The sequence below is a fragment of the Enterobacter cloacae complex sp. P43RS genome (assembly GCF_014930585.1).
Taxonomy (GTDB): Bacteria; Pseudomonadota; Gammaproteobacteria; order Enterobacterales; family Enterobacteriaceae; genus Enterobacter; species Enterobacter bugandensis.
Map to the genome: position 1 here is coordinate 418,458 of NZ_JADBRJ010000002.1, position 21,219 is coordinate 439,676.

Annotated in this window: 19 protein-coding genes; 9 read left to right on the forward strand and 10 right to left on the reverse strand. The window is 56.6% G+C overall.

Annotated elements, in window-relative coordinates:
* Positions 1-4: 4 nt before the first annotated feature.
* Genes IM294_RS05810 through IM294_RS05820 form a run of 3 tightly spaced genes read right to left on the reverse strand, consistent with a single transcriptional unit; the run spans position 5 to position 2,834 of the window.
* Positions 5-1,045, reverse strand: a complete 1,041-nt coding sequence (locus IM294_RS05810; RefSeq protein ID WP_100170875.1) for an iron ABC transporter permease — start codon at positions 1,043-1,045, stop codon at positions 5-7.
* Positions 1,042-2,025: an iron ABC transporter permease gene (locus IM294_RS05815; protein ID WP_126817123.1), complete on the reverse strand. Its 984-nt coding sequence runs from the start codon at positions 2,023-2,025 to the stop codon at positions 1,042-1,044. Before IM294_RS05815 ends, IM294_RS05810 begins: the two co-directional genes overlap by 4 nt.
* Positions 2,022-2,834, reverse strand: a complete 813-nt coding sequence (locus IM294_RS05820) for an ABC transporter ATP-binding protein (protein WP_126817121.1) — start codon at positions 2,832-2,834, stop codon at positions 2,022-2,024. The genes IM294_RS05815 and IM294_RS05820 overlap by 4 nt, the downstream gene beginning before the upstream one ends.
* 384 nt (positions 2,835-3,218) lie before the next feature.
* Here IM294_RS05820 and IM294_RS05825 point away from each other — a divergent pair, with 384 nt between their 5' ends.
* Positions 3,219-5,357, forward strand: coding sequence for a TonB-dependent siderophore receptor (locus IM294_RS05825; RefSeq protein WP_047367385.1), 2,139 nt, complete (start codon positions 3,219-3,221; stop codon positions 5,355-5,357).
* 83 nt (positions 5,358-5,440) lie between these two features.
* Here the strand turns inward: IM294_RS05825 and parE are convergent, their stop codons facing one another.
* Genes parE through nudF form a run of 5 tightly spaced genes read right to left on the reverse strand, consistent with a single transcriptional unit; the run spans position 5,441 to position 9,849 of the window.
* Complete coding sequence (parE, locus tag IM294_RS05830; RefSeq protein WP_028014439.1) at positions 5,441-7,333, reverse strand: DNA topoisomerase IV subunit B; 1,893 nt, start codon at positions 7,331-7,333, stop codon at positions 5,441-5,443.
* 28 nt (positions 7,334-7,361) lie between these two features.
* The gene (gene yqiA / locus IM294_RS05835) at positions 7,362-7,943 is read right to left on the reverse strand and encodes an esterase YqiA (RefSeq protein ID WP_041908103.1); all 582 of its coding nucleotides are present in this window, start codon (positions 7,941-7,943) and stop codon (positions 7,362-7,364) included.
* Positions 7,943-8,770, reverse strand: a complete 828-nt coding sequence (gene cpdA, locus IM294_RS05840; RefSeq protein WP_028014441.1) for a 3',5'-cyclic-AMP phosphodiesterase — start codon at positions 8,768-8,770, stop codon at positions 7,943-7,945. The genes yqiA and cpdA overlap by 1 nt, the downstream gene beginning before the upstream one ends.
* A 27-nt stretch (positions 8,771-8,797) precedes the next feature.
* The gene (locus IM294_RS05845) at positions 8,798-9,220 is read right to left on the reverse strand and encodes a DUF1249 family protein (protein WP_003862516.1); all 423 of its coding nucleotides are present in this window, start codon (positions 9,218-9,220) and stop codon (positions 8,798-8,800) included.
* Positions 9,217-9,849 (reverse strand): ADP-ribose diphosphatase, encoded by a 633-nt coding sequence (nudF, locus tag IM294_RS05850; RefSeq protein WP_028014443.1) that lies wholly within the window; start codon positions 9,847-9,849, stop codon positions 9,217-9,219. The genes IM294_RS05845 and nudF overlap by 4 nt, the downstream gene beginning before the upstream one ends.
* A 204-nt stretch (positions 9,850-10,053) precedes the next feature.
* Between nudF and tolC the strand changes: the two genes are divergently transcribed.
* The 3 genes from tolC (at position 10,054) to IM294_RS05865 (ending at position 13,522) form a co-directional block, all read left to right on the forward strand.
* Positions 10,054-11,532 (forward strand): outer membrane channel protein TolC, encoded by a 1,479-nt coding sequence (tolC, locus tag IM294_RS05855; protein ID WP_028014444.1) that lies wholly within the window; start codon positions 10,054-10,056, stop codon positions 11,530-11,532.
* 161 nt (positions 11,533-11,693) lie between these two features.
* Complete coding sequence (locus IM294_RS05860) at positions 11,694-12,359, forward strand: DUF1190 family protein (protein ID WP_028014445.1); 666 nt, start codon at positions 11,694-11,696, stop codon at positions 12,357-12,359.
* Positions 12,360-12,361: 2 nt separating this feature from the next.
* Complete coding sequence (locus IM294_RS05865; RefSeq protein WP_047364600.1) at positions 12,362-13,522, forward strand: glutathionylspermidine synthase family protein; 1,161 nt, start codon at positions 12,362-12,364, stop codon at positions 13,520-13,522.
* A gap of 37 nt (positions 13,523-13,559) precedes the next feature.
* Here the strand turns inward: IM294_RS05865 and ygiD are convergent, their stop codons facing one another.
* Positions 13,560-14,348 (reverse strand): 4,5-DOPA dioxygenase extradiol, encoded by a 789-nt coding sequence (gene ygiD / locus IM294_RS05870; protein WP_126817119.1) that lies wholly within the window; start codon positions 14,346-14,348, stop codon positions 13,560-13,562.
* A gap of 130 nt (positions 14,349-14,478) precedes the next feature.
* Here ygiD and zupT point away from each other — a divergent pair, with 130 nt between their 5' ends.
* The 5 genes from zupT (at position 14,479) to IM294_RS05895 (ending at position 20,474) form a co-directional block, all read left to right on the forward strand.
* Positions 14,479-15,252 (forward strand): zinc transporter ZupT, encoded by a 774-nt coding sequence (gene zupT / locus IM294_RS05875; protein ID WP_028014448.1) that lies wholly within the window; start codon positions 14,479-14,481, stop codon positions 15,250-15,252.
* A 333-nt stretch (positions 15,253-15,585) separates the two neighbouring features.
* Positions 15,586-16,146: a fimbrial protein gene (locus tag IM294_RS05880; protein ID WP_045261131.1), complete on the forward strand. Its 561-nt coding sequence runs from the start codon at positions 15,586-15,588 to the stop codon at positions 16,144-16,146.
* A 73-nt stretch (positions 16,147-16,219) separates the two neighbouring features.
* Entirely contained in the window at positions 16,220-18,658 is a 2,439-nt protein-coding gene (locus IM294_RS05885; protein ID WP_126817384.1) for a fimbria/pilus outer membrane usher protein, read from the forward strand.
* Positions 18,659-18,667: 9 nt separating this feature from the next.
* On the forward strand, positions 18,668-19,429 hold the full coding sequence (locus IM294_RS05890) for a molecular chaperone (RefSeq protein ID WP_126817382.1): 762 nt from the start codon (positions 18,668-18,670) through the stop codon (positions 19,427-19,429).
* Positions 19,413-20,474 carry a fimbrial protein gene (locus tag IM294_RS05895; RefSeq protein WP_063438598.1) on the forward strand — a complete coding sequence of 354 codons (1,062 nt, stop codon included), beginning with the start codon at positions 19,413-19,415 and terminating at the stop codon, positions 20,472-20,474. Before IM294_RS05890 ends, IM294_RS05895 begins: the two co-directional genes overlap by 17 nt.
* A 46-nt stretch (positions 20,475-20,520) precedes the next feature.
* Here IM294_RS05895 and ribB read toward each other — a convergent pair whose 3' ends face one another.
* Positions 20,521-21,174 (reverse strand): 3,4-dihydroxy-2-butanone-4-phosphate synthase, encoded by a 654-nt coding sequence (gene ribB / locus IM294_RS05900; RefSeq protein ID WP_126817117.1) that lies wholly within the window; start codon positions 21,172-21,174, stop codon positions 20,521-20,523.
* Positions 21,175-21,219 lie beyond the last annotated feature (45 nt).

A 21,219-nucleotide genomic window follows, 5' to 3' on the forward strand; every position in this document is an offset into this window, starting at 1 on the left:
TCCCCTAAAATCTGTCCCGACGCTGCCAGAGCAGCAGCAGGAAAAACGGTCCGCCAATCAGTGAAATCACAATTCCCGCCGGCAGCTGCAGAGGGAGGAATGCCAGCCGCCCGACGTTATCCGCCAGTAGCACCAGCAGCGCCCCCAGCACGGCGCTACCCGTCAGGAGCGCCGTTTGCCCGCCGCGGAGCAGCAGGCGCGCCATGTGCGGCGCAATCAGCCCGACAAAACCAATGCTGCCCACGCAGGAGACGCAGGCCGCCGTCAGCACTACCGGGGCGAGAACCCTTAGAAGCGCCAGCCGGTTTGTGCGCACGCCAAGGCCCGCTGCGGTGTGGTTACCAAGCAGCGCCACGTCCGCAGCGCGGGCGGTAAACAGCAGCAGCGCAAACGCCGGAAGCGCCCAGGCAGCGGCAATGCAGACCAGCGTCCAGTTTGCCGCGTGGAGGCTGCCCGCCAGCCACAGCATCGCCGTCTGCACGTCGCGCACGTCCGCCGTGGTCATAAAGACGCCCATTGCGGCGGCAAAGACCCACGACACGCCGATGCCGATCAGGATGAATCGCGGACGTGAGATATCGCGCGCCAGGGCCACCACCAGCAGCGCGGTGAGCAGCCCCCCGGCCATACCAACCAGCGGCCGCCAGGCCAGGCCCAGCGCCGGGAACTGAAATATCAGCAGCAGTACCGCCGCGCTACAGCCCTCTTTCACCCCGATAAGCCCCGGATCGGCCAGGCCATTGCGGGTAATGGACTGCATTGCCGCCCCCGCCATGCCGAGCATCCCACCGCACAGCGCCGCCATCAGCAGGCGCGGCAGGCGGATATCCATCACGATGTAGCGCGTCTCTGACGTCAGGCTTTCTGGATAAAACAGCGCGCGCCCGATGGCGGAAGTGGGGATGGGCAGAGAGCCGTGCGTCAGGCCAAACCCCGTCAGCAGGCAGGCGGCCAGCGTCAGGATGACCAGACATACCAGCGCCTTTGGGCGGACCAGCGCCGAGAAGGTGCCAACGCGTAGCGCACGCAGTCCGGCGCGGTTCATTTAAACATCCTCGAGGCCATGAAGATAAAGACCGGGGCGCCAACCAGCGCGGTCATGATGCCGGTTGCCAGCTCCCAGGGCGAAAACAGCGTGCGGGCAGCGATATCCGCCAGCAGCAGAACCAGCGCCCCGCACAGGGCGGACATCGGCACCATCACGCGCAGATCGACCGACACCAGACGGCGAACGAGCTGAGGCACCACGAGGCCGATAAAGCCGATCGGCCCGGCGAGGGAGACCGCCGCACCGCAGAGCAGCGCGATAGCCATCAGGGCGAGCAGCCGGGTTTTCAGCAGCGATACGCCAAGCCCCTGCGCCATTCTGTCGCCCAGCGCCAGCATGTTGAGCGAGGGCGACAGCCAGAGCGCCAGCGCAAAGCCCACGCCAGCCACCCACAGGGCAGCGGCAATCGTTTCACCGCTGACCCCCGCTAAATCCCCCGCCAGCCAGGTGCGCATGGCGAGCAGCGTCTGTTCATCGAGGATGAGCACCGTGGCGGTAATCGACGAGGCAAACGCCGACATCGCCACGCCGCACAGCGTGACCTTCATCGGTGTAAGCCCGGTGCGTCCGGACGAGGAGAACGTGAGCACCAGCAGAAACAGCGCCGCGGCTCCGGCGGCGGCAATCAGCGGGCGCCCAAACGGCAGCGTCATCCCCAGCGCGCTCGTCAGCACCACCGCGAGCGCCGCCCCGGCGTTGAGCCCCAGAATATGCGGTTCGCCGAGCGGGTTGCGGATCGTGGATTGCAGCAGCACGCCCGCCACACCGAGCGCGGCCCCCGCCACCATCGCGGCGCAGAGGCGCAGCAGTCTGAGCTTGATGATGATGTTATGGTCGAAATTGCGCGGATCGAAGTGGAGGATGGCCTCCACCACCGTTTGCGGGGCGATAAAGCGGGCGCCGATCCCCAGATGGGCAATCGCGCCGGTTGCAAGCAGCAGGGCGAACATCAGGAAAGCCAGAGAGGTGCGCATCATGGCTGTTTTGCGACCTGGCGAAACGGCATAAAGAACGGTTTACCGGTCAGCGGATTGATGGACATATGCACGTCGACATCAAACACCGCTTTAATCAGCTCCGGCGTGCAGGCGTCCCCTTCATGCAGTACGCCCTCGACTTTTCCCTGGCGTAAAAAGACCAGCGAATCGCCGTAGCTCACGGCGAAGTTGAGATCGTGCAGCACCACCACCACGGTACGTCCGTGCTCGCGCGTCAGCGTATGCAGCAGTTCGAGGATCTCCACCTGATACCGGAGATCGAGGAACGTGGTGGGTTCATCCAGCAGGATATAGGGCGTTTGCTGCGCCAGCGCCATGGCGATCCAGCAGCGCTGACGCTGGCCGCCGGACAGGCTTTCGACGGGCATGTGGGCAAACTCGGCCGTGCCGGTCAGGCGCAGGGCCTCCTCCACCGCCTGCTCGTCCTCGTCGCTCCACTGGCGCATAACGTTCTGCCAGGGAAAACGCCCGCGCGAGACCAGCTCAAAGACGGTTAACCCTTCCGGCAGCAGCGGAGACTGCGGCAGGATGCCAAGCTGGCGGGCGACGGCTTTCGTCGGCTGCGCGTGGATCGCCTTGCCGTCGAGAACCGCCGCGCCGCCAAGCGGCTGAAGCAAACGCGCGATGGTACTCAGCAGCGTGGATTTTCCGCAGCCGTTCGCCCCCACCAGAACGGTGATTTTCTGCTGGGGGACCGCAAGGGAAATATCATCAACGATGATTTTTTTCTGATAACCGGCAGAAAGATTCTCCAGAACCAGACCCGGTTTTGTCGTGTTGTGAGCCACGTGCATGCCAACGTAATAAAAAAGGGAAACAAATATAAATAAAAATCATTCTCTTTTGAGAGTTTGAGGCCGCGCCATGTAGTAGTCAAGGGAAGAAACACCCTGAAAAAACCAAGGGTAACGGTGTGCTACCACACTGGTCGATGAAACAATAAATACTTAATTTTCAATTAATTAAGTGATTAACCCTGTGCTTTTCCGTTACGTTTCAGAGATGTAGCCGATTTTTAGCTTTTTTCATTTACTACTACATTTCCTCATGATTGAATGATTCTCAATTACATGTTCGATGCCAGTTCTGGCTAACGGGCAGACCATAAAGGGCAATGACTCACAGGTTCTTCCGTGAAGCACCTTCACGGATATTTTGGGATAACAGTTGTAATGGCTACGTTCACACCTTCACTCTCTGGGATAAAAGGGCGCGCGCTCTTTTCACTGCTGTTTATGGCGCCGCTGTCGCAGGCAGCAGACACCACGGCTAAAGACGGCGAAACGCTTACCGTCACCGCCGATCCAAATGCTACGGCGGAGGCCACCAACGGCTACCAGCCGCTGAATACCTCCACCGCCACGTTGACCAACATGCCGATGCTGGATATCCCGCAGGTGGTGAATACCGTCAGCGATAAGGTGCTGGCGGATCAGCACGCCACCACGCTCGATGAAGCGCTCTATAACGTCAGCAACGTGGTGCAGACCAACACCCTGGGCGGTACGCAGGATGCCTTCGTACGCCGCGGGTTTGGCGCAAACCGCGACGGCTCGATCATGACCAACGGCCTGCGCACCGTGCTGCCGCGCAGCTTTAACGCCGCAACCGAACGCGTGGAGGTGCTGAAAGGCCCGGCCTCAACGCTGTACGGCATTCTCGATCCGGGCGGCCTGATTAACGTCGTCACGAAGCGCCCGGAGAAAATCTTCGGTGGCTCGATTTCTGCCACCTCTTCCAGCTTTGGCGGCGGCACCGGACAGGTCGATGTCACCGGTCCGATTGAGGGCACGCGCCTGGCGTATCGCCTCACGGGCGAGTATCAGGACGAGGATTACTGGCGTAATTTTGGCAACGAACGCAGCACCTTTATCGCCCCGTCGCTCACCTGGTTCGGCGACGATGCCACCGTGACCGTGCTCTATTCGCATCGCGACTATAAGACGCCGTTCGATCGCGGAACGATCTTCGATCTCAACACTAAAAAGGCCGTCGACGTCGATCGCAAAACCCGCTTTGACGAGCCCTTCAACGTGACCGACGGGCAGTCCGATCTCGCTCAGCTTAACGCGGAATACCGCCTCAACAGCCAGTGGACCGCGAAGTTCGACTACAGCTACAGCCAGGATAAATACAGCGACAACCAGGCCCGCGTCATGGCCTACGATTCAAAAACCGGCACCCTGACCCGCCGGGTGGATGCAACCCAGGGCTCGACCCAGCGCATGCACAGCACCCGTGCGGATCTGCAGGGCAACGTGGATATCGCGGGCTTTTATAATGAGATCCTCACCGGCGTGTCGTATGAAAATTACGATCTGCTGCGCACGGACATGATGCGCTGTAAGAACGTCAAAGGTTTCAATATCTATAATCCGGTTTACGGCAAACTCGACGAGTGTACAACCGTCTCCGCCGCTGACAGCGACCAGACGCTCAAGCAGGAGAGCTACTCGGCCTACGCCCAGGATGCCCTATACCTGACGGATAAATGGATCGCCGTCGCCGGGCTGCGCTACCAGTATTACACCCAGTACGCGGGCAAAGGTCGTCCGTTTAACGTCAATACCGACAGCCGCGACGAGCAGTGGACGCCGAAGCTGGGGCTGGTTTACAAACTGACGCCCGCGGTCTCGCTGTTTGCCAACTATTCGCAGACGTTTATGCCGCAGTCATCCATTGCGAGCTATATTGGCGACCTGCCGCCGGAAACCTCAAACGCGTACGAAGTAGGCGCAAAGTTCGATCTGTTTGACGGCATTACCGCCAATATCGCGCTGTTTGATATTCACAAGCGCAACGTGCTGTACACCGAAAGCATTGGGGGCGAAACCATCGCCAAAACCGCGGGCCGCGTGCGCTCCCAGGGCGTGGAGGTGGATCTTGCCGGGTCACTGACCGAGAACACTAACATTATCGCCAGCTACGGCTATACCGACGCGAAGGTGCTGGAGGACCCGGATTACGCGGGTAAACCGCTGCCGAACGTGCCGCGCCACACCGGCTCACTCTTCCTCACCTACGATATTCACAATGCGTTTGCCGGGAATACCCTGACGCTCGGCGGCGGCGGGCACGGCGTAAGCCGCCGCTCGGCGACCAACGGTGCGGATTATTATCTGCCGGGCTATTTCGTGGCGGATGCGTTTGCGGCGTATAAGATGAAGCTGCAGTATCCGGTGACGCTGCAGGTGAACGTGAAGAACCTGTTTGATAAGACCTACTACACGTCGTCGATTGCGACCAACAACCTGGGCAACCAGATTGGCGACCCGCGCGAAGTGCAGTTTACGGTGAAGATGGAGTTTTGATGTAAAAAAGCCCGGTGACGCTAATGCTTACCGGGCCTACGATCCATTCCCTCTCCCTGTGGGAGAGGGTTAGGGTGAGGGCATCAGGCCTCAATATCTGCCATATCCCCTTTCTCCTGCAGCCAGTTACGTCGGTCTTCCGAACGTTTCTTGGCGAGGAGCATATCCATCACGGCGTTGGTTTGCTGTTCGTCTTCGTCGCTGATCGTCAGCTGCACCAGGCGGCGCGTGTTCGGATCCAGCGTCGTTTCGCGCAGCTGCATCGGGTTCATTTCGCCCAGCCCTTTAAAGCGCTGTACATTTGGTTTGCCCTTCTTACGCTTAAGCTGCTCCAGCACGCCCGCCTTCTCTTCTTCCGTCAGCGCGTAGTACACCTCTTTGCCGAGGTCGATACGGTAGAGCGGCGGCAGCGCCACGTGGACGTGACCGTTTTTCACCAGCGTGCGGAAGTGCTTCACAAACAGCGCGCACAGCAGCGTGGCGATGTGCAGACCATCGGAGTCCGCATCCGCGAGAATGCAGATCTTGCCGTAGCGCAGCTGGCTCAGATCCTCGCTGTCCGGATCGATGCCGATCGCAACGGAGATGTCGTGCACTTCCTGCGAGGCCAGCACTTCGTCTGAAGAGACTTCCCAGGTGTTCAGGATCTTACCCTTGAGTGGCATGATCGCCTGATATTCACGATCGCGCGCCTGTTTGGCCGACCCACCCGCCGAATCCCCTTCCACGAGGAACAGCTCGGTGCGGTTGAGATCCTGCGCGGTGCAGTCTGCCAGCTTGCCCGGCAGCGCAGGGCCGCTGGTCAGCTTTTTACGCACCACTTTCTTCGCGGCACGCAGACGACGCTGGGCGCTGGAGATGGCCATTTCAGCCAGCATCTCAGCCGCCTGAACGTTCTGGTTCAGCCACAGGGTAAACGCATCTTTAACCACGCCGGAGACGAACGCCGCGCACTGGCGCGATGACAGACGTTCTTTAGTCTGACCGGCAAACTGCGGATCCTGCATCTTCACGGAGAGCACGTAGGCGCAGCGGTCCCAGATATCTTCCGCCGAGAGCTTCACGCCGCGCGGCAGAATGTTGCGGTATTCGCAGAACTCACGCATCGCGTCCAGCAGTCCCTGACGCAGGCCGTTGACGTGGGTACCGCCGAGCATGGTTGGGATCAGGTTAACGTAGCTTTCGGTCAGCAGCTCGCCGCCTTCCGGCAGCCACAGCAGCGCCCAGTCCACCGCTTCGGTATCACCGCTAAAGTTACCGACAAACGGTTTTTCCGGCAGCGTCGGCAGGCCGTTTACCGCTTCGCACAGGTAGTCGTTCAGACCATCGGCGTAGCACCAGGTCTGCTCGGTGTTGTTAACGTGATCTTTAAAGGTAATTTCCACGCCCGGGCACAATACCGCTTTGGCTTTCAGCAGGTGCGTCAGGCGAGAAACGGAAAAGCGCGGGCTGTCGAAGAAGCTTTCGTCAGGCCAGAAGTGGACGCTTGTGCCGGTGTTGCGTTTAGCGCACGTGCCGACAACCTGCAGATCCTGCACCTTCTCGCCGTTTTCAAACGCGATGTTGTAGACCTGGCCGTCGCGACGGACGTTCACTTCCACGCGTTTGGACAGGGCGTTCACCACGGAAATCCCCACGCCATGCAGACCACCGGAGAACTGATAGTTCTTGTTGGAGAACTTACCGCCCGCGTGCAGTCGGCAGAGAATCAGCTCAACGGCAGGCACGCCCTCTTCCGGGTGGATGTCCACCGGCATGCCGCGACCGTCGTCGATGACCTCCAGCGACTGATCGGCGTGCAGGATGACGTCAACGCGTTTGGCATGGCCCGCCAGCGCTTCGTCCACACTGTTATCAATAACTTCCTGGCCCAGATGGTTCGGGCGCGTCGTATCGGTATACATCCCCGGGCGGCGGCGAACCGGCTCAAGCCCGGTGAGTACCTCAATGGCATCAGCGTTATAGGTTTGCGTCATGATTTAAACTAGCAATTCGCATTGATTGTCAGTGGCTGTGCAGTCCAAGAAAATCGACAATCTGGGTGAAATGATCCTCAAAGCCCGTGAAAGCATGGTTTCCGCCCTCTTCTATAGTCTGGCGGCAGGAGGCGTAATACGCCACTGCCTGGCGGTAATCCAGCACTTCATCACCCGTCTGCTGCAGCAGCCAGATGAGATCCGGCGCTTCAAGCGGGTCGACCTGCATAACTTTGAGATCGTAAATATGGCGTGACTCTAGCACATATTGCTGCCCGGTGTAGGGGTTCTCGTTTTCGCCAAGAAAGTCCCTCAGCAGCTCAAATGGCCGTACCGCCGGATTAACCACAACGGCGGGCAGCATAAAGCATTGTGAGAGCCAGGTGGCATAGTACCCGCCCAGCGATGAGCCGACTACGCCAAAGGATTCACCGCCGTGTTCAAGCACGATCGATTCGAGCATTTCCGCCGCCTCCGCCGGGTACGGCGGCAGCTGCGGGATAATCATCTCAACGTGGGGGTGATGCTCGCTCAGCCACTGGCGAAACTGCGTCGCTTTTGCGGAGCGCGGCGAGCTGTTGAATCCGTGCAGATAAAGGAGCGTAGACATCAGTAGCCTTCTGAAGCGGTATCCGGGCGGAACTCTGCGCCTGCCAGACGGCAGACTTCCGTGGTCAGCGTGCCGTCGGCATGCAGTTCCAGCCAGCGCCAACCTGGCGCGATGGTATCCAGCGTAAAGTTGGCGCAGTGCGGCTTAAACTGCACACAGGTTGACGGCGTCGCCAGCATGCGACGTCCGTTCCAGTCGAGATCCTGTTCCTGATGGATGTGTCCGCACAGCAGGTGTTTCACGCGCGGGTATTTCGCCAGCACGCTATCCAGCGCCGCGGAGTTACGCAGGCTGTGCTGATCCAGCCAGCTGCAGCCCGCCGGCAGCGGATGATGATGGAGCAACAGCAGCGTATGACGTTCAGGTTCGGCAGCCAGTTTGGTCTCCAGCCAGTCGAGTTGAAACTCGCTTAATTCACCGTGCGGGACGCCAAATACCTGGCTGTCCAGCAGCAGGATCTGCCACTGTTCACCCGCAAATACGCACTTCGCCGGAGAAATCCCCGCATCCTGAAGGGAGCTGTACATTGCGGGCTGGAAATCGTGGTTTCCGGGCAGCCAGACGCAAGGCACGCTAAAGCTCGCGATGCCTTCAGCAAAATGCTGGTAGGCCGCGGAGGACTGGTCCTGCGCCAGATCGCCCGTTGCGACAATCAGGTCGCAGTCGCGATGTTCAGCGTGAATGGCGCTCAGTACCGCCTGATAACTCTCCCAGGTATTAACCCCCAGCAAAGTTTCATGCTTTTCGGCAAAAAGGTGGGTATCGGTGATTTGTAATATCCTGACTGGCGCCCCACCAGCAACAGTCAGGTTCAACAGGCTTTCCAAATGGTGTCCTTAGGTAGGTTTATGACGCTAACAAACCGGAATCGCCATTGCTCCATGTGCTAAACAATATCTTAGCCAGTCGGCTAAAAACTGGTTAATTTGATGCTTTTCGTCGCGTTGATGCAACTTTTTATTCGGATAATCATACCGCGCCTTGAAGCGAAAGATCTGCTGACTTGAACACACTTCAGCGACCATCGCGTCATGATAGAGACGCACCGTCATCGACGGCAGGCTCCAGTAGCTGATGCTGGGCGCTGTTTGTTCTATTTCCACCAGCGTAGTGTAGCGCGTTGATTCTGTTATCGTTAACCGATACTGCGCGTTGCTCACCTGATAGCTTACCGTTTCGCCGGGTGCGTCGTTTCTCGGCAGCAGGCGGCGCAGCTGTGCGAAATTGGTTTCGCACAGGCGCATCATTTCTGGGAAGTCAGGCGTATAGCGCTTCATTTTTTCCACTCGTTTCGTAATGTCTGATAATGCAGCTGCAGCCATTGCAGGGCGATGACAGACGCTGCGTTGTCGATTTTCCCCTCTTCTACCCACTGATAAGCCTGTTCCCGGCTCACCACATGAACCCGAATATCTTCGTTTTCATCAGCCAGACCGTGAATACCTTCTGCGGTCGTGGCGTCCACTTCGCCCACCATAATGGATAAGCGTTCGCTGGTGCCACCCGGACTCGCCAGATAGCTCAACACCGGTTTTGTGCGGCCTACCACCAGCCCGGCCTCTTCCAGCGCCTCGCGACGGGCGACGTCTTCAACCGACTCGCCCTCTTCGATCATCCCTGCCACCATCTCCAGCAGCCACGGGCTTTCACTGGTGTCATACGCGGCAATGCGGATCTGCTCCACCAGCACGACTTCGTCACGCACTGGGTCAAAGGGTAGCAAGACAGCCGCATGCCCGCGCTCAAAAATTTCACGTCTGATTTCGCCGCTCATTTCACCGTTGAACAGGCGATGCCTGAAACGGTAAAGATCCATCGAAAAAAAACCGCTATAAAGCGTTTCTCGTGCAATAATTTCTACATCGTTTTTGGCGAATGTCACGGGCAACTTTTCTGGTTTTTGCATGAGTCGAGTCCTGGTAGCAATGGTGATGAAATTGTGAATTTCAAGGCTGTTTGGCTGCCGTTTGTAAGGCTATATGGTAGATTGGTGCAAATTACCGCCAGATGGCACGTAACGCCAACCTTTTGGTGTGGATGATTCTGTTAGAATCGGCAATTATTTTTTAATTAGATCAGCGCTAATACTGCTTCACAACAAGGAATGCAAATGAAGAAATTGCTCCCCATCCTTATCGGCCTGAGCCTGACGGGCTTCAGTGCAATGAGCCAGGCGGAAAACCTGTTACAGGTCTACCAGCAGGCACGTCTGGGCAACCCTGATTTACGTAAATCAGCGGCCGATCGTGATGCTGCGTTTGAAAAGATTAACGAAGCGCGTAGCCCACTGCTGCCGCAGTTAGGTTTAGGTGCAGATTATACCTACAGCAACGGTTTCCGCGACGCTAACGGCGTTAACTCCAATGCTACCAGCGCCTCACTGCAATTAACACAGACGTTGTTTGATATGTCCAAATGGCGCGCCCTGACCCTGCAGGAAAAGAGCGCGGGCATCCAGGATGTGACCTATCAGACCGACCAGCAAACGCTGATCCTGAATACTGCCACCGCGTACTTCAACGTGCTGAGCGCCATTGACGCGCTCTCCTACACCGAAGCGCAGAAACAGGCGATCTACCGCCAGTTGGATCAAACCACCCAGCGCTTCAACGTGGGTCTGGTGGCGATCACCGACGTGCAGAACGCCCGTTCACAGTACGACACCGTGCTGGCCAACGAAGTGACTGCGCGTAACAACCTCGACAACGCGCTGGAATCCCTGCGCCAGGTGACCGGGAATTACTATCCTGAGCTGGCTTCCCTGAACGTCGACAGCTTCAAAACGGATAAGCCGCAGGCCGTTAACGCCCTGCTGAAAGAGGCGGAAAACCGCAACCTGACGTTGCTGCAGGCGCGTCTGAGCCAGGACCTGGCCCGCGAGCAAATTCGTCAGGCGCAGGACGGCCATCTGCCAACCCTGAGCCTGAGCGCGTCCACCGGCGTTTCTGACACGACCTACAGCGGCTCTAAAACCAATTCTGCCCAGTATGACGACAGCAATATGGGTCAGAACAAAGTGGGCCTGAGCTTCTCTCTGCCACTGTACCAGGGCGGTCAGGTCAACTCTCAGGTGAAACAGGCGCAGTACAACTTTGTTGGCGCGAGCGAGCAGCTGGAAAGCGCGCACCGCAACGTGGTGCAGACCGTGCGTTCGTCCTTCAACAACGTGAACGCGTCTATCAGTAGCATCAACGCCTATAAACAGGCCGTTGTGTCTGCACAGAGCTCCCTGGACGCGATGGAAGCGGGTTACTCGGTCGGTACACGTACTATCGTTGACGTGCTCGACGCGACCACCACGCTGTACAACGCGAAACAGCAGCTCTCCAGCGCGCGTTATCAGTACCTGATTAACCAGCTGAACATTAAGCAGGCTCTGGGTACGCTGAACGAGCAAGACCTGCAGATGCTGAACAGCGCACTGGGCAAGCCGGTCTCCACCTCTCCGGACAGCGTTGCACCGGAGAACCCGGAGCAGGTTGCCGCCGTTGATAACTTCAACGCTAACGGCAGCGCCCCTGCCGCACAGCCAGCGGCCGCGCGTAGCACGGCACCTGCAAGCAGCGGTTCTAACCCGTTCCGTAACTAAGAGTGTTATCACGCCCTCTCTCACCGGGAGAGGGCGCAGCTGAATCACACCCGAACGTAAGCCAACGTAAAGATCCCCCTGATTCCGCCCCTCTTCGCTTCATTTTCAACCACTCATCCACTATCCTGAGCGTTATTACCACTGGGTCCTGGAAGACAAACATGAAACGGACAAAAACGATCAATCACGCGTCGTTCCGCAAAAGCTGGAACGCACGTCATCTCACCCCTGTTGCGCTGGCAGTAACCGCGGTCTTTATGCTGGCAGGCTGTGAGAAAAACGACGAAACGGTTTCGCTGTATCAAAACGCGGACGACTGCTCCGCCGCAACCGGCCAGGCAGCAGAATGTAAAACCGCCTACACCAACGCCCTGAAAGAAGCGGAACGCACCGCGCCGAAATACGCCTCGCGCGAAGACTGCGTGGCGGAATTTGGTGAAGGACAGTGTCAGCAGACGCCAGCTCAGGCAGGTACTGCGCCGGAGAATCAGGCGCAGGCGCAGTCCAGCGGCAGCTTCTGGATGCCATTAATGGCAGGCTACATGATGGGCCGCCTGATGGGCGGCGGTGCGGGCTATCAGCAGCAACCGCTGTTTAGCTCGAAAAACCCGGCCAGCCCGGCTTATGGTCAATATACCGATGCCAGCGGCAAAGGTTATGGCGCAGCGACCCCGGGCCGCACCGTGACCGTCCCGAAAACCGCGATGGCGCCGAAGCCTGCGACCACCAGCACCATCACCCGCGGTGGGTTCGGTGAGTCTGTGGCGAAACAGACCAGCATGCAGCGTAGTGCAACAGGCACTTCCACTCGCTCAATGGGCGGCTGATCATGGAACGAGTCGGTATTACCGAGCGCCCGGACTGGCGCGAAAAAGCCACTGAATACGGTTTTAACTTCCACACCATGTACGGCGAGCCGTACTGGTGTGAAGATGCTTACTACAAACTGACGCTCGACCAGGTGGAAAAACTGGAAGAGGTGACGGCCGAGCTGCACCAGATGTGCCTGAAGGTGGTGGATAAAGTCATCGACAGCGACGAGCTGATGACTAAATTCCGTATTCCGAAGCACACCTGGAGTTTCGTTCGTCAGTCGTGGAAAACGAATCAGCCTTCGCTTTACTCTCGCCTCGATCTGGCGTGGGATGGCGTGGGTGAGCCGAAGCTTCTAGAAAACAACGCGGATACGCCGACCTCTCTTTACGAAGCGGCATTCTTCCAGTGGATTTGGCTGGAAGATCAGATGAACGCCGGAAACCTGCCGGAAGGTAGCGACCAGTTCAACAGCCTGCAGGAAAAGCTGATTGAGCGTTTCGCCGAACTGCGGGAGCAGTTTGGCTTCAATCTGCTGCATCTTGCCTGCTGTCGCGACACGGAAGAAGACAGGGGCACGGTTCAGTATCTGCAGGACTGCGCGGCCGAAGCGGAAGTGGCGACTGAATTCCTCTATATCGAGGATATCGGCCTGGGTGAAAAAGGTCAGTTTACGGATATGCAGGATCAGGTGATCAGCAACCTGTTCAAGCTCTATCCGTGGGAATACATGCTGCGTGAAATGTTCTCCACCAAGCTGGAAGACGCGGGCGTGCGCTGGCTGGAACCGGCGTGGAAGAGCATTATCTCCAACAAAGCCCTGCTGCCGATGCTGTGGGAGATGTTCCCGAACCACCCGAACCTGTTGCCAGCTTACTTTGCCGAAGATGAGTTCCCGCCGATGGAGAAATACGTCGTTAAGCCTATCTTTTCCCGCGAAGGCGCGAACGTCTCCATTATCGAAAACGGTAAAACGCTGGAAGCGGTTGAAGGGCCATACGGTGAAGAAGGGATGATCGTCCAGGAGTTTTATCAACTGCCGAAATTTGGCGACAGTTATACGCTGATCGGCAGCTGGCTTATTAACGATCAACCTGCCGGGATTGGTATTCGCGAAGATCGCGCGTTGATTACGCAGGATCTGTCACGGTTCTATCCGCATATTTTTGTTGAATAAAACTTGCCCGGTGGCGCTACGCTTACCGGGCATGTTTTTACCCCACCTGCACCGACAGCATACTCAAACTGCCCATCTCAATGCCGTCAACCGGAATGGTAACCGGCTCCTGACCGTCCCATGCACCTAACACATACAGCAGCGGCAGGAAGTGTTCCGACGTCGGGTTAGAGAGCGAACCGCCTTCGTGATCCAGATAGTTCACTAACGGATGCTTCTCAACCGGGCCTTGCCAGGTCAGGTTCGCTTTGACGTAGGCGTTAAAAGCGCTCGCCCACGGGTATGGCGTGTTCTCACCGTGCCAGCGCGCCGTACGCAGGTTATGCACCACGTTGCCGCTTGCCACCAGCATGATGCCCTCATCACGCAGGGTCGCCAGTTTGCGGCCCATTTCCAGATGCCAGGCCGCCGGTTTAGTGCTGTCGATGCTTAACTGCACCATCGGAATATCTGCATCAGGGTACATCTTAATCAGTACGCCCCACGAGCCGTGGTCAAAGCCCCAGGCTTCTTTATCCAGCGTCACTGGAACAGGTGCGAGCAACTCTACCAGCCGCTGTGCCAGCGCAGGCGAGCCGGGAGCCGGATAATGCGTATCATACAGCGCCTGCGGGAAGCCGCCGAAATCATGAATGGTTTTAGGCGTTTCCATGGCCGTCACGCCGGTACCACGGGTAAACCAGTGCGCAGACACCACCACAATCGCCTTCGGACGCGGCAATGTCTCCCCCAGATGACGCCAGGCGCGGGTATAAACGTTGTCTTCCAGAACGTTCATTGGGCTGCCGTGGCCTAAAAACAGTGCAGGCATACGAGAAGAAGACATGGTGGTATCCTTAGAGAAGGTGTCAATTTGATGGTTCTACATTACGCGCATTCAGGTGAAGATAAACGCAGATAACCGTGAAGATCATCATCAGGAAATTTGAACGTAAGATATCGCTTAAGGAGAGTGCATGTCAGTACCCTTAATTTTGACCGTGCTTGCGGGTGCCGCTACCTTTATCGGTGCGTTCCTCGGCGTGCTCGGGCAAAAACCGTCTAATCGTCTTCTGGCGTTCTCGCTGGGCTTCGCCGCTGGGATCATGCTGCTTATCTCGCTGATGGAGATGCTGCCAGCAGCGCTTCACACCGAGGGAATGTCTCCGGTTCTGGGCTACGGCATGTTCATCGTTGGTCTGCTGGGCTATTTTGCGCTCGACCGTATGCTGCCCCACGCCCACCCTCAGGATTTGATGCAAAAAAGCGTTACTCCAATCCCCGGCAACATCAAGCGCACGGCGATCCTGCTGACGCTGGGTATCAGCCTGCACAACTTCCCGGAAGGTGTCGCCACGTATGTCACGGCCAGCAGCAATCTGGAAATGGGATTTGGTGTCGCGCTGGCGGTAGCCTTACACAATATTCCTGAAGGACTTGCCGTGGCCGGGCCGGTTTATGCCGCAACGGGTTCAAAACGTACTGCCGTCTTCTGGGCGGGGATTTCCGGGATGGCCGAAATTCTCGGCGGCGTGCTGGCGTGGCTGATCCTTGGAAGCCTCGTCTCCCCTGTCGTGATGGCGGCGATTATGGCTGCCGTGGCCGGGATTATGGTTGCGCTCTCCGTAGATGAGCTGATGCCGCTGGCGAAAGAGATTGATCCTAACAATAATCCCAGCTATGGCGTGCTGTGCGGCATGTCGGTGATGGGGTTAAGCCTGGTGCTGCTGCAAACGGCAGGTATAGGCTGACACGGATGCCCTCATCGATGAGGGCAATTCTTTGATGCGCCCCAGCGCAGCCGTTGCATTTTACACTGTCTGCGGCTCTGTATTTACAATTGGAAAATCAAGAGTTTTTATGGATATTTTTAAGCGCAATATTTCCCAATAAAATTGCGCTTAAAAAAACGCTGCCGCATGAAATATTAACCGGTTACGATAGTAATAAATTATATATTAACCTCCTCTAAAAATATCTTTAAGCCTCATTAATCGTAAAAGCCTCCCTCAACCCGTTATACTTTACGAGTATTCTGAAAATTAATATTCAGATTATGAATTCAATTGAAAAAGGATATTTTCATGTATATGGGTAAAAAAGTATTGTTAGCGGTTGCGATGGCTGCCATCGTTTCGGGTTCTGCTTTTGCTGATGACCAGGGTTCCGGCAAAATCAAATTCAAAGGCGTGGTCATTGATGCACCGTGCAGCATTGCACCAGACAGCGTTGATAAAGAAGTGGACCTGGGTGAAGTTACCACTGCCGTGATCAACGCTAACAAAAAGTCTACCGCTGTTCCGGTTGATATCAATCTGGAGAACTGCCAGCTTGACGATCCGGCGGACGAAACGGATACGCCAGTGACCAAAGTTGACGTGACCTTCACCAGCGCAGCAACTGACGCTACTGACACCAGCCTGATGAGCAACACCTATGCTAGCGGTGCTCAGAACGTCGGTGTTCGTCTGCTGGATAACAACGAAGCCAACATCACCCTGGGTTCGGCTCAAACGGTCGATCTGCTGGCGGGTTCCACCACTCAGACTCTGCACTTCAAAGCATTAATGGAAGTTGCTCAGGGTAAAACTGCCACAGCGGGTCAGGTTGAAGCGACTGCCAACTATGTGCTGATGTACAAATAAGGCAATGCATCACGATAAAACCGGCTGGCATTATTTGCCAGCCGGTATGTGATATTATTTTGGTAACAGGATGATGACATATAAATTACAATCTAAAATCATCATTGCGTCCCTGTTAATGACGAAGATTGCCTCTGCCACCGAGTTTAATATCAATGCCATTGATAAAGACCAGCGGGGCAGCGTTGACCTCTCCCTTTTTAAAAATGAAATAGCGGTTACCCCTGGCAGCTATTTTGTTACCGTATCCATTAACGACACACCGCTGGCTAACGGCTGGCAGCTTAGCTGGAAAGAGGTAAATAACACGGTACAGGTGTGTATTCCTCCTGAACTGGCGGATACGTTTGCCCTGAAAGAGGAAGTCCGCGACGCCTTACCTGAAAAAGAGGGATGCGTCGACTTTTCCTCCAGACCGGATATTACCTTTAATTTTGAACAAGCGACCCAGACGCTGAAGGTCACCGTACCCCAGGCATGGTTGCAGTACCGCGCCGCCGACTGGATGCCACCCGCAACGTGGGACAATGGCGTACCGGGCGTGATTCTGGATTACAACCTGTTCGCCAGCCACTATCAGCCCAGCGACGGCAGCAGCACCAACAACGCCAACACCTATGGCACGGCAGGCGCGAATATGGGCGCATGGCGCCTGCGCAGTGATTATCAGTACAGCCAAACGCATACCGATGCAGGTTCGGATCATGACGGACGCTTTTCGCGCGTCTACATGTTCCGCCCTCTTCCTTCACTTGGTGCTAAGCTGACGCTGGGTGAAACGGACTTCCAGTCCTCAATCTTTGACGCTTTTACCTATACCGGCGCCTCCCTGATCAGCGATGAGCGCATGCTCCCCTGGTCGCTGCGTGGCTATGCGCCACAAATTACCGGTATCGCGCAAACCAACGCGACCGTCACCGTCAGCCTGTCCGATCGCGTAATTTATCAAAGCAAAGTCCCGCCTGGCCCCTTTGTTATTCAGGATCTTAACCAGTCCGTTCAGGGAACGCTGGACGTAAAAGTGACGGAGGAAGACGGGCGCGTCAGCACCTTCCAGGTCTCGGCGGAATCGGTGCCTTTTTTAACGCGTAAAGGGCAGGTTCGCTACAAGCTGGCGGCGGGTAAAGCGCGTAAAGACGCCTCTCATGACGTCGAAGACACCGGTTTTATGAGCGGTGAATTCTCATGGGGAATGCTGTCAAACACCTCGCTCTATGGCGGGACGCTTGCCGACGGGGATCATTACCGTTCCATTGCCGCCGGGGTCGGGCAAAATATGGCGCATCTGGGTGCCCTCTCTTTTGACGTCACGCAGGCCACCAGCCAGCTCCCCTTCCAGGATAGCCAGACGGGTTACAGCTACCGTTTTAACTACAGTAAGCGTTTCGATACCACCGGCAGCCAGCTTACGCTTGCCAGCTACCGCTACTCCGATCGGAAATTCCTGAGCTATGCCCGCTTCCTTGATTATGACGACAACGATCGTCAGACAGAAAAGCAGACGCTGAGCGTAACCGCCAGCCAGTACATCAGCTCGTTATCGCTCAACCTCTACGTCAACGTACTGCGTCAGACCTGGTGGAACGAAGCCCCGTCCACGACCGGAAGCATTACCGCAGGCTATAACTTTGATCTGGGGCGCTGGAAAAACCTCGGCGTCACCCTCTCCTGGAGCAAGACGCATTACGAAGATGAAGACGACGATACGCAGTTTTATCTTTCCCTGAGCGTACCGATCGATCCGGATCATCGCCTCAGTTACGATCTGCACAACAGCGATAGCCTGAGCCAAAATGTCTCCTGGTACGACACGTCCGATCGCAATAATACCTGGGGCGTCTCCGCGGGGACGGAGAGTGAACACGCGGACGCGGGCGCACAGATGAGCGGCAACTATCAGCACTATTCACCGTTTGGCGATCTGAATATCTCCGGAAGTTATAAAGCTGATGAATATAACTCCCTGAGCGCCAGCTGGAATGGCTCGTTTACCTCAACGGCCAAAGGCGCGGCGCTGCACCGTCGCAGCTACGGAAACGAACCGCGCGTGATGGTCAGCACCGACGGCGTCGGCAACATTCCGCTGAACATGTCGCGGGATGAAACCAACCGCTTTGGTATCGGCGTTTTACCGTCGGTTTCCAGTTACTCTCCCGCCAGCGTACAGGTCAATCTGGATAACCTGCCTGACGGCGTCGATGTGGACAACCGCATCACGACCACCACCTGGACCGAGGGGGCGATTGGCTACCGCCAGATTGCCACGCGCGCTGGCAACGATATTGCCGGCATTATCCGTACGCCAGCCGGCACTCCGCCGCTGGGCGCGATTGTTCACCTGCTGGAAAGTGACCAGCAAATCGGCATGGTCGCCGACGAAGGCCACGTCTGGCTGGGAGCAGTCGAGCCTGAACAACAATTCCGGGTAACGTGGGGTGACAATCAGCAGTGTCGCTTCTCGCTGCCTTCACACCTTGAAAACAGTATGCAGTTGATACTGCCATGCCAGTAAGAAACCATGATGAAACTGACCTCATTCACTAGCCTGTGCCTGATGTTAATCGGCACCGCATTTACCACCCACGCCGCCGTTAACCTGGACCGCACCCGCATTGTGTTTCCGGAAAGCGATAAGGCCAGCAGCCTCAAGATTGATAACCAGAGCAAAACGTTGCCTTATCTGGCGCTCTCCTGGATGGAAGATGAAAACGGACGCAAGGAGGACAGCCATTTTATGGCGCTTCCGCCGATTCAACGTCTTGAAGCGGGCGCCTCGTCTCAGGTCCGGATTGTGAAGCAAGCCGCGACCGCCCGGTTGCCGAAAGACCGGGAATCGCTGTTTTATTTCAACCTGCGCGAGGTGCCGCCGAAAAGTTCCAGCGCTAGCGAGGAACGCAGCGTCATGCAGGTCGCGATGCAGAGCAGGATCAAACTGTTCTGGCGTCCCAAAGCGATCGCCAAAAAGGCAGGCGATCAGGCAGAAATGCGTATGGAAGTCACCGCAAACGCGAAAGGGCTCACCGTGCATAACCCTACGCCTTATTACATTACGCTGGCGTGGCTGAGCAAAAATGCGAAAACCATGCTGCCCGGTTTTGACAGCCTGATGATCGCCCCGTTTGCGACGGCGACAACCTCTACCGGTGACTATCACGGCAACTACTACAGCATTGGCTACATCGATGATTACGGTGCGCTGAAAAAGGTCGACGCGCAATGTTCAGGTACGGCGAAATGTACGCTCAGCGAGCATAAGGTCGATAAAGATGCGCAAGCTCGCTAATCTGCTGTTCCTGCTGCTGATATCCGCTCTGCCCGTAAGAGAAGCGCTGGCGCTGGACTGCTATCTTGGTGCTTCAGGCGGGCCGGTTGAAGAGACAAAAACCATCTCGCCCTTTGCTATCCCCAGCAACGCGCAGGTGGGGCAGAAAATCTGGGAATCAGATGACATTAAAATCCCGGTCACCTGCGATCACAACGTCAACGGCGGCTTTGAGCCGGAAGACGTATTCGCCTGGGTTAACCCTTATCCTGCCGCAACGGACCCTTACTATGAGCTTGGCGTAACCTACGAAGGGGTGGATTACGATGCCACGGGCCAGCCGAATGGCGTGGACACCCGCCAGTGTCTTGATAACAAGAATATCCTCATCTATACCCCGGATCAGATACGGCAGATGGGCTGGGAAAACCTGATTTGCTCCGGAAACCCGGATGACATTCATCCAACACGCACGTTTATTGCCCGCTTTCGCCTGTTTGTTAAAATTAAGGCGATTCCGCCTCACGGCTACGTGAGTTCCCTCGGCGATTACATCGTGGTGCAGTTTGACGGTAAAGGCGGGGTCAACCAGATGGCCGACGCGAAAAACCTGAAGTATCACATCAACGGCTTGCAAAACATTACCGTTCTGGACTGCGGGGCAACCTTCAGCATCTACCCTGAAAACCAGGAGATCGATTTTGGCACCTTCAGCGCTCGCGACATCGTGAACCAGAAAACGCGCGTTCGCGAATTTACGGTCAAAACCACCAAGGTGCAGGATGCGCAGTGCTCTGATGGATTCAAAATGGACTCGTCATTCTACACGAACGAAAAACTCAGCGCTGACGATACGGCGCTATTGATTGGGAATGGGCTAAAACTGCGTATTCTGAACGGAACGGATCCGTTTACCTTCAACCACTACCAGGAGTATGCCGACTTCACCGGGAGTACGTTGCAGTATGAGCAAAAGTACACGGCAGAGCTGTCGTGGGATGAGGGAAAAGCGATCCAGTCCGGACCGTTTGAAACCGTGGTGCTGTTTAAAATCAACTACCACTAAAAAACAAAAAAAGCCGGGTTTCCCCGGCTTTTTCACATCAGCTGTCTCAGCTGGCTTTGCGCTCGTGCGCCTGGCGGTACTCAACCAGATCTTCAATTGTGACAACCGGCATGTTGTGCAGGCGCGCAAAGGTGATGCACTCTGGCGCGCGGGCCATGGTGCCGTCATCGTTGGTCAGCTCGCACAGCACGCCCGCAGGCTTAAAGCCCGCCAGTGTCACCAGGTCGATCGTTGCTTCGGTGTGACCACCGCGGGTCAGCACGCCGCCCGCCTGCGCGCGCAGCGGGAAGACGTGGCCTGGACGATGCAGATCGGAGGGTTTCGCATCATCAGCAATGGCGGCACGCACGGTGGTCAGGCGGTCAGCCGCCGATACACCGGTAGTCACGCCATGCGCCGCTTCAATGGTCACGGTAAAGCCGGTACCAAAGGCGCTGGTGTTGTTCTCAACCATCATCGGCAGCTCGAGCTGCTTACGACGTTCTTCGGTAATACACAGGCATACGATGCCGCTGCCGTGACGGATGGTCAGCGCCATCTGTTCAACGGTCATGTTTTCGGCGGCAAAAATCATGTCGCCTTCGTTTTCACGGTTTTCATCGTCAAGCACCATCACACCGCGGCCTTCGCGCAGTGCATCCAGTGCATGTTCAACACGTTGAGTTGAAGTGCCAAAAGAGGAAAGTAGCGTCTGATTCATGGTAAAAAAACCTCATTAACAATATGGTTACCAGAATCAGGGCAG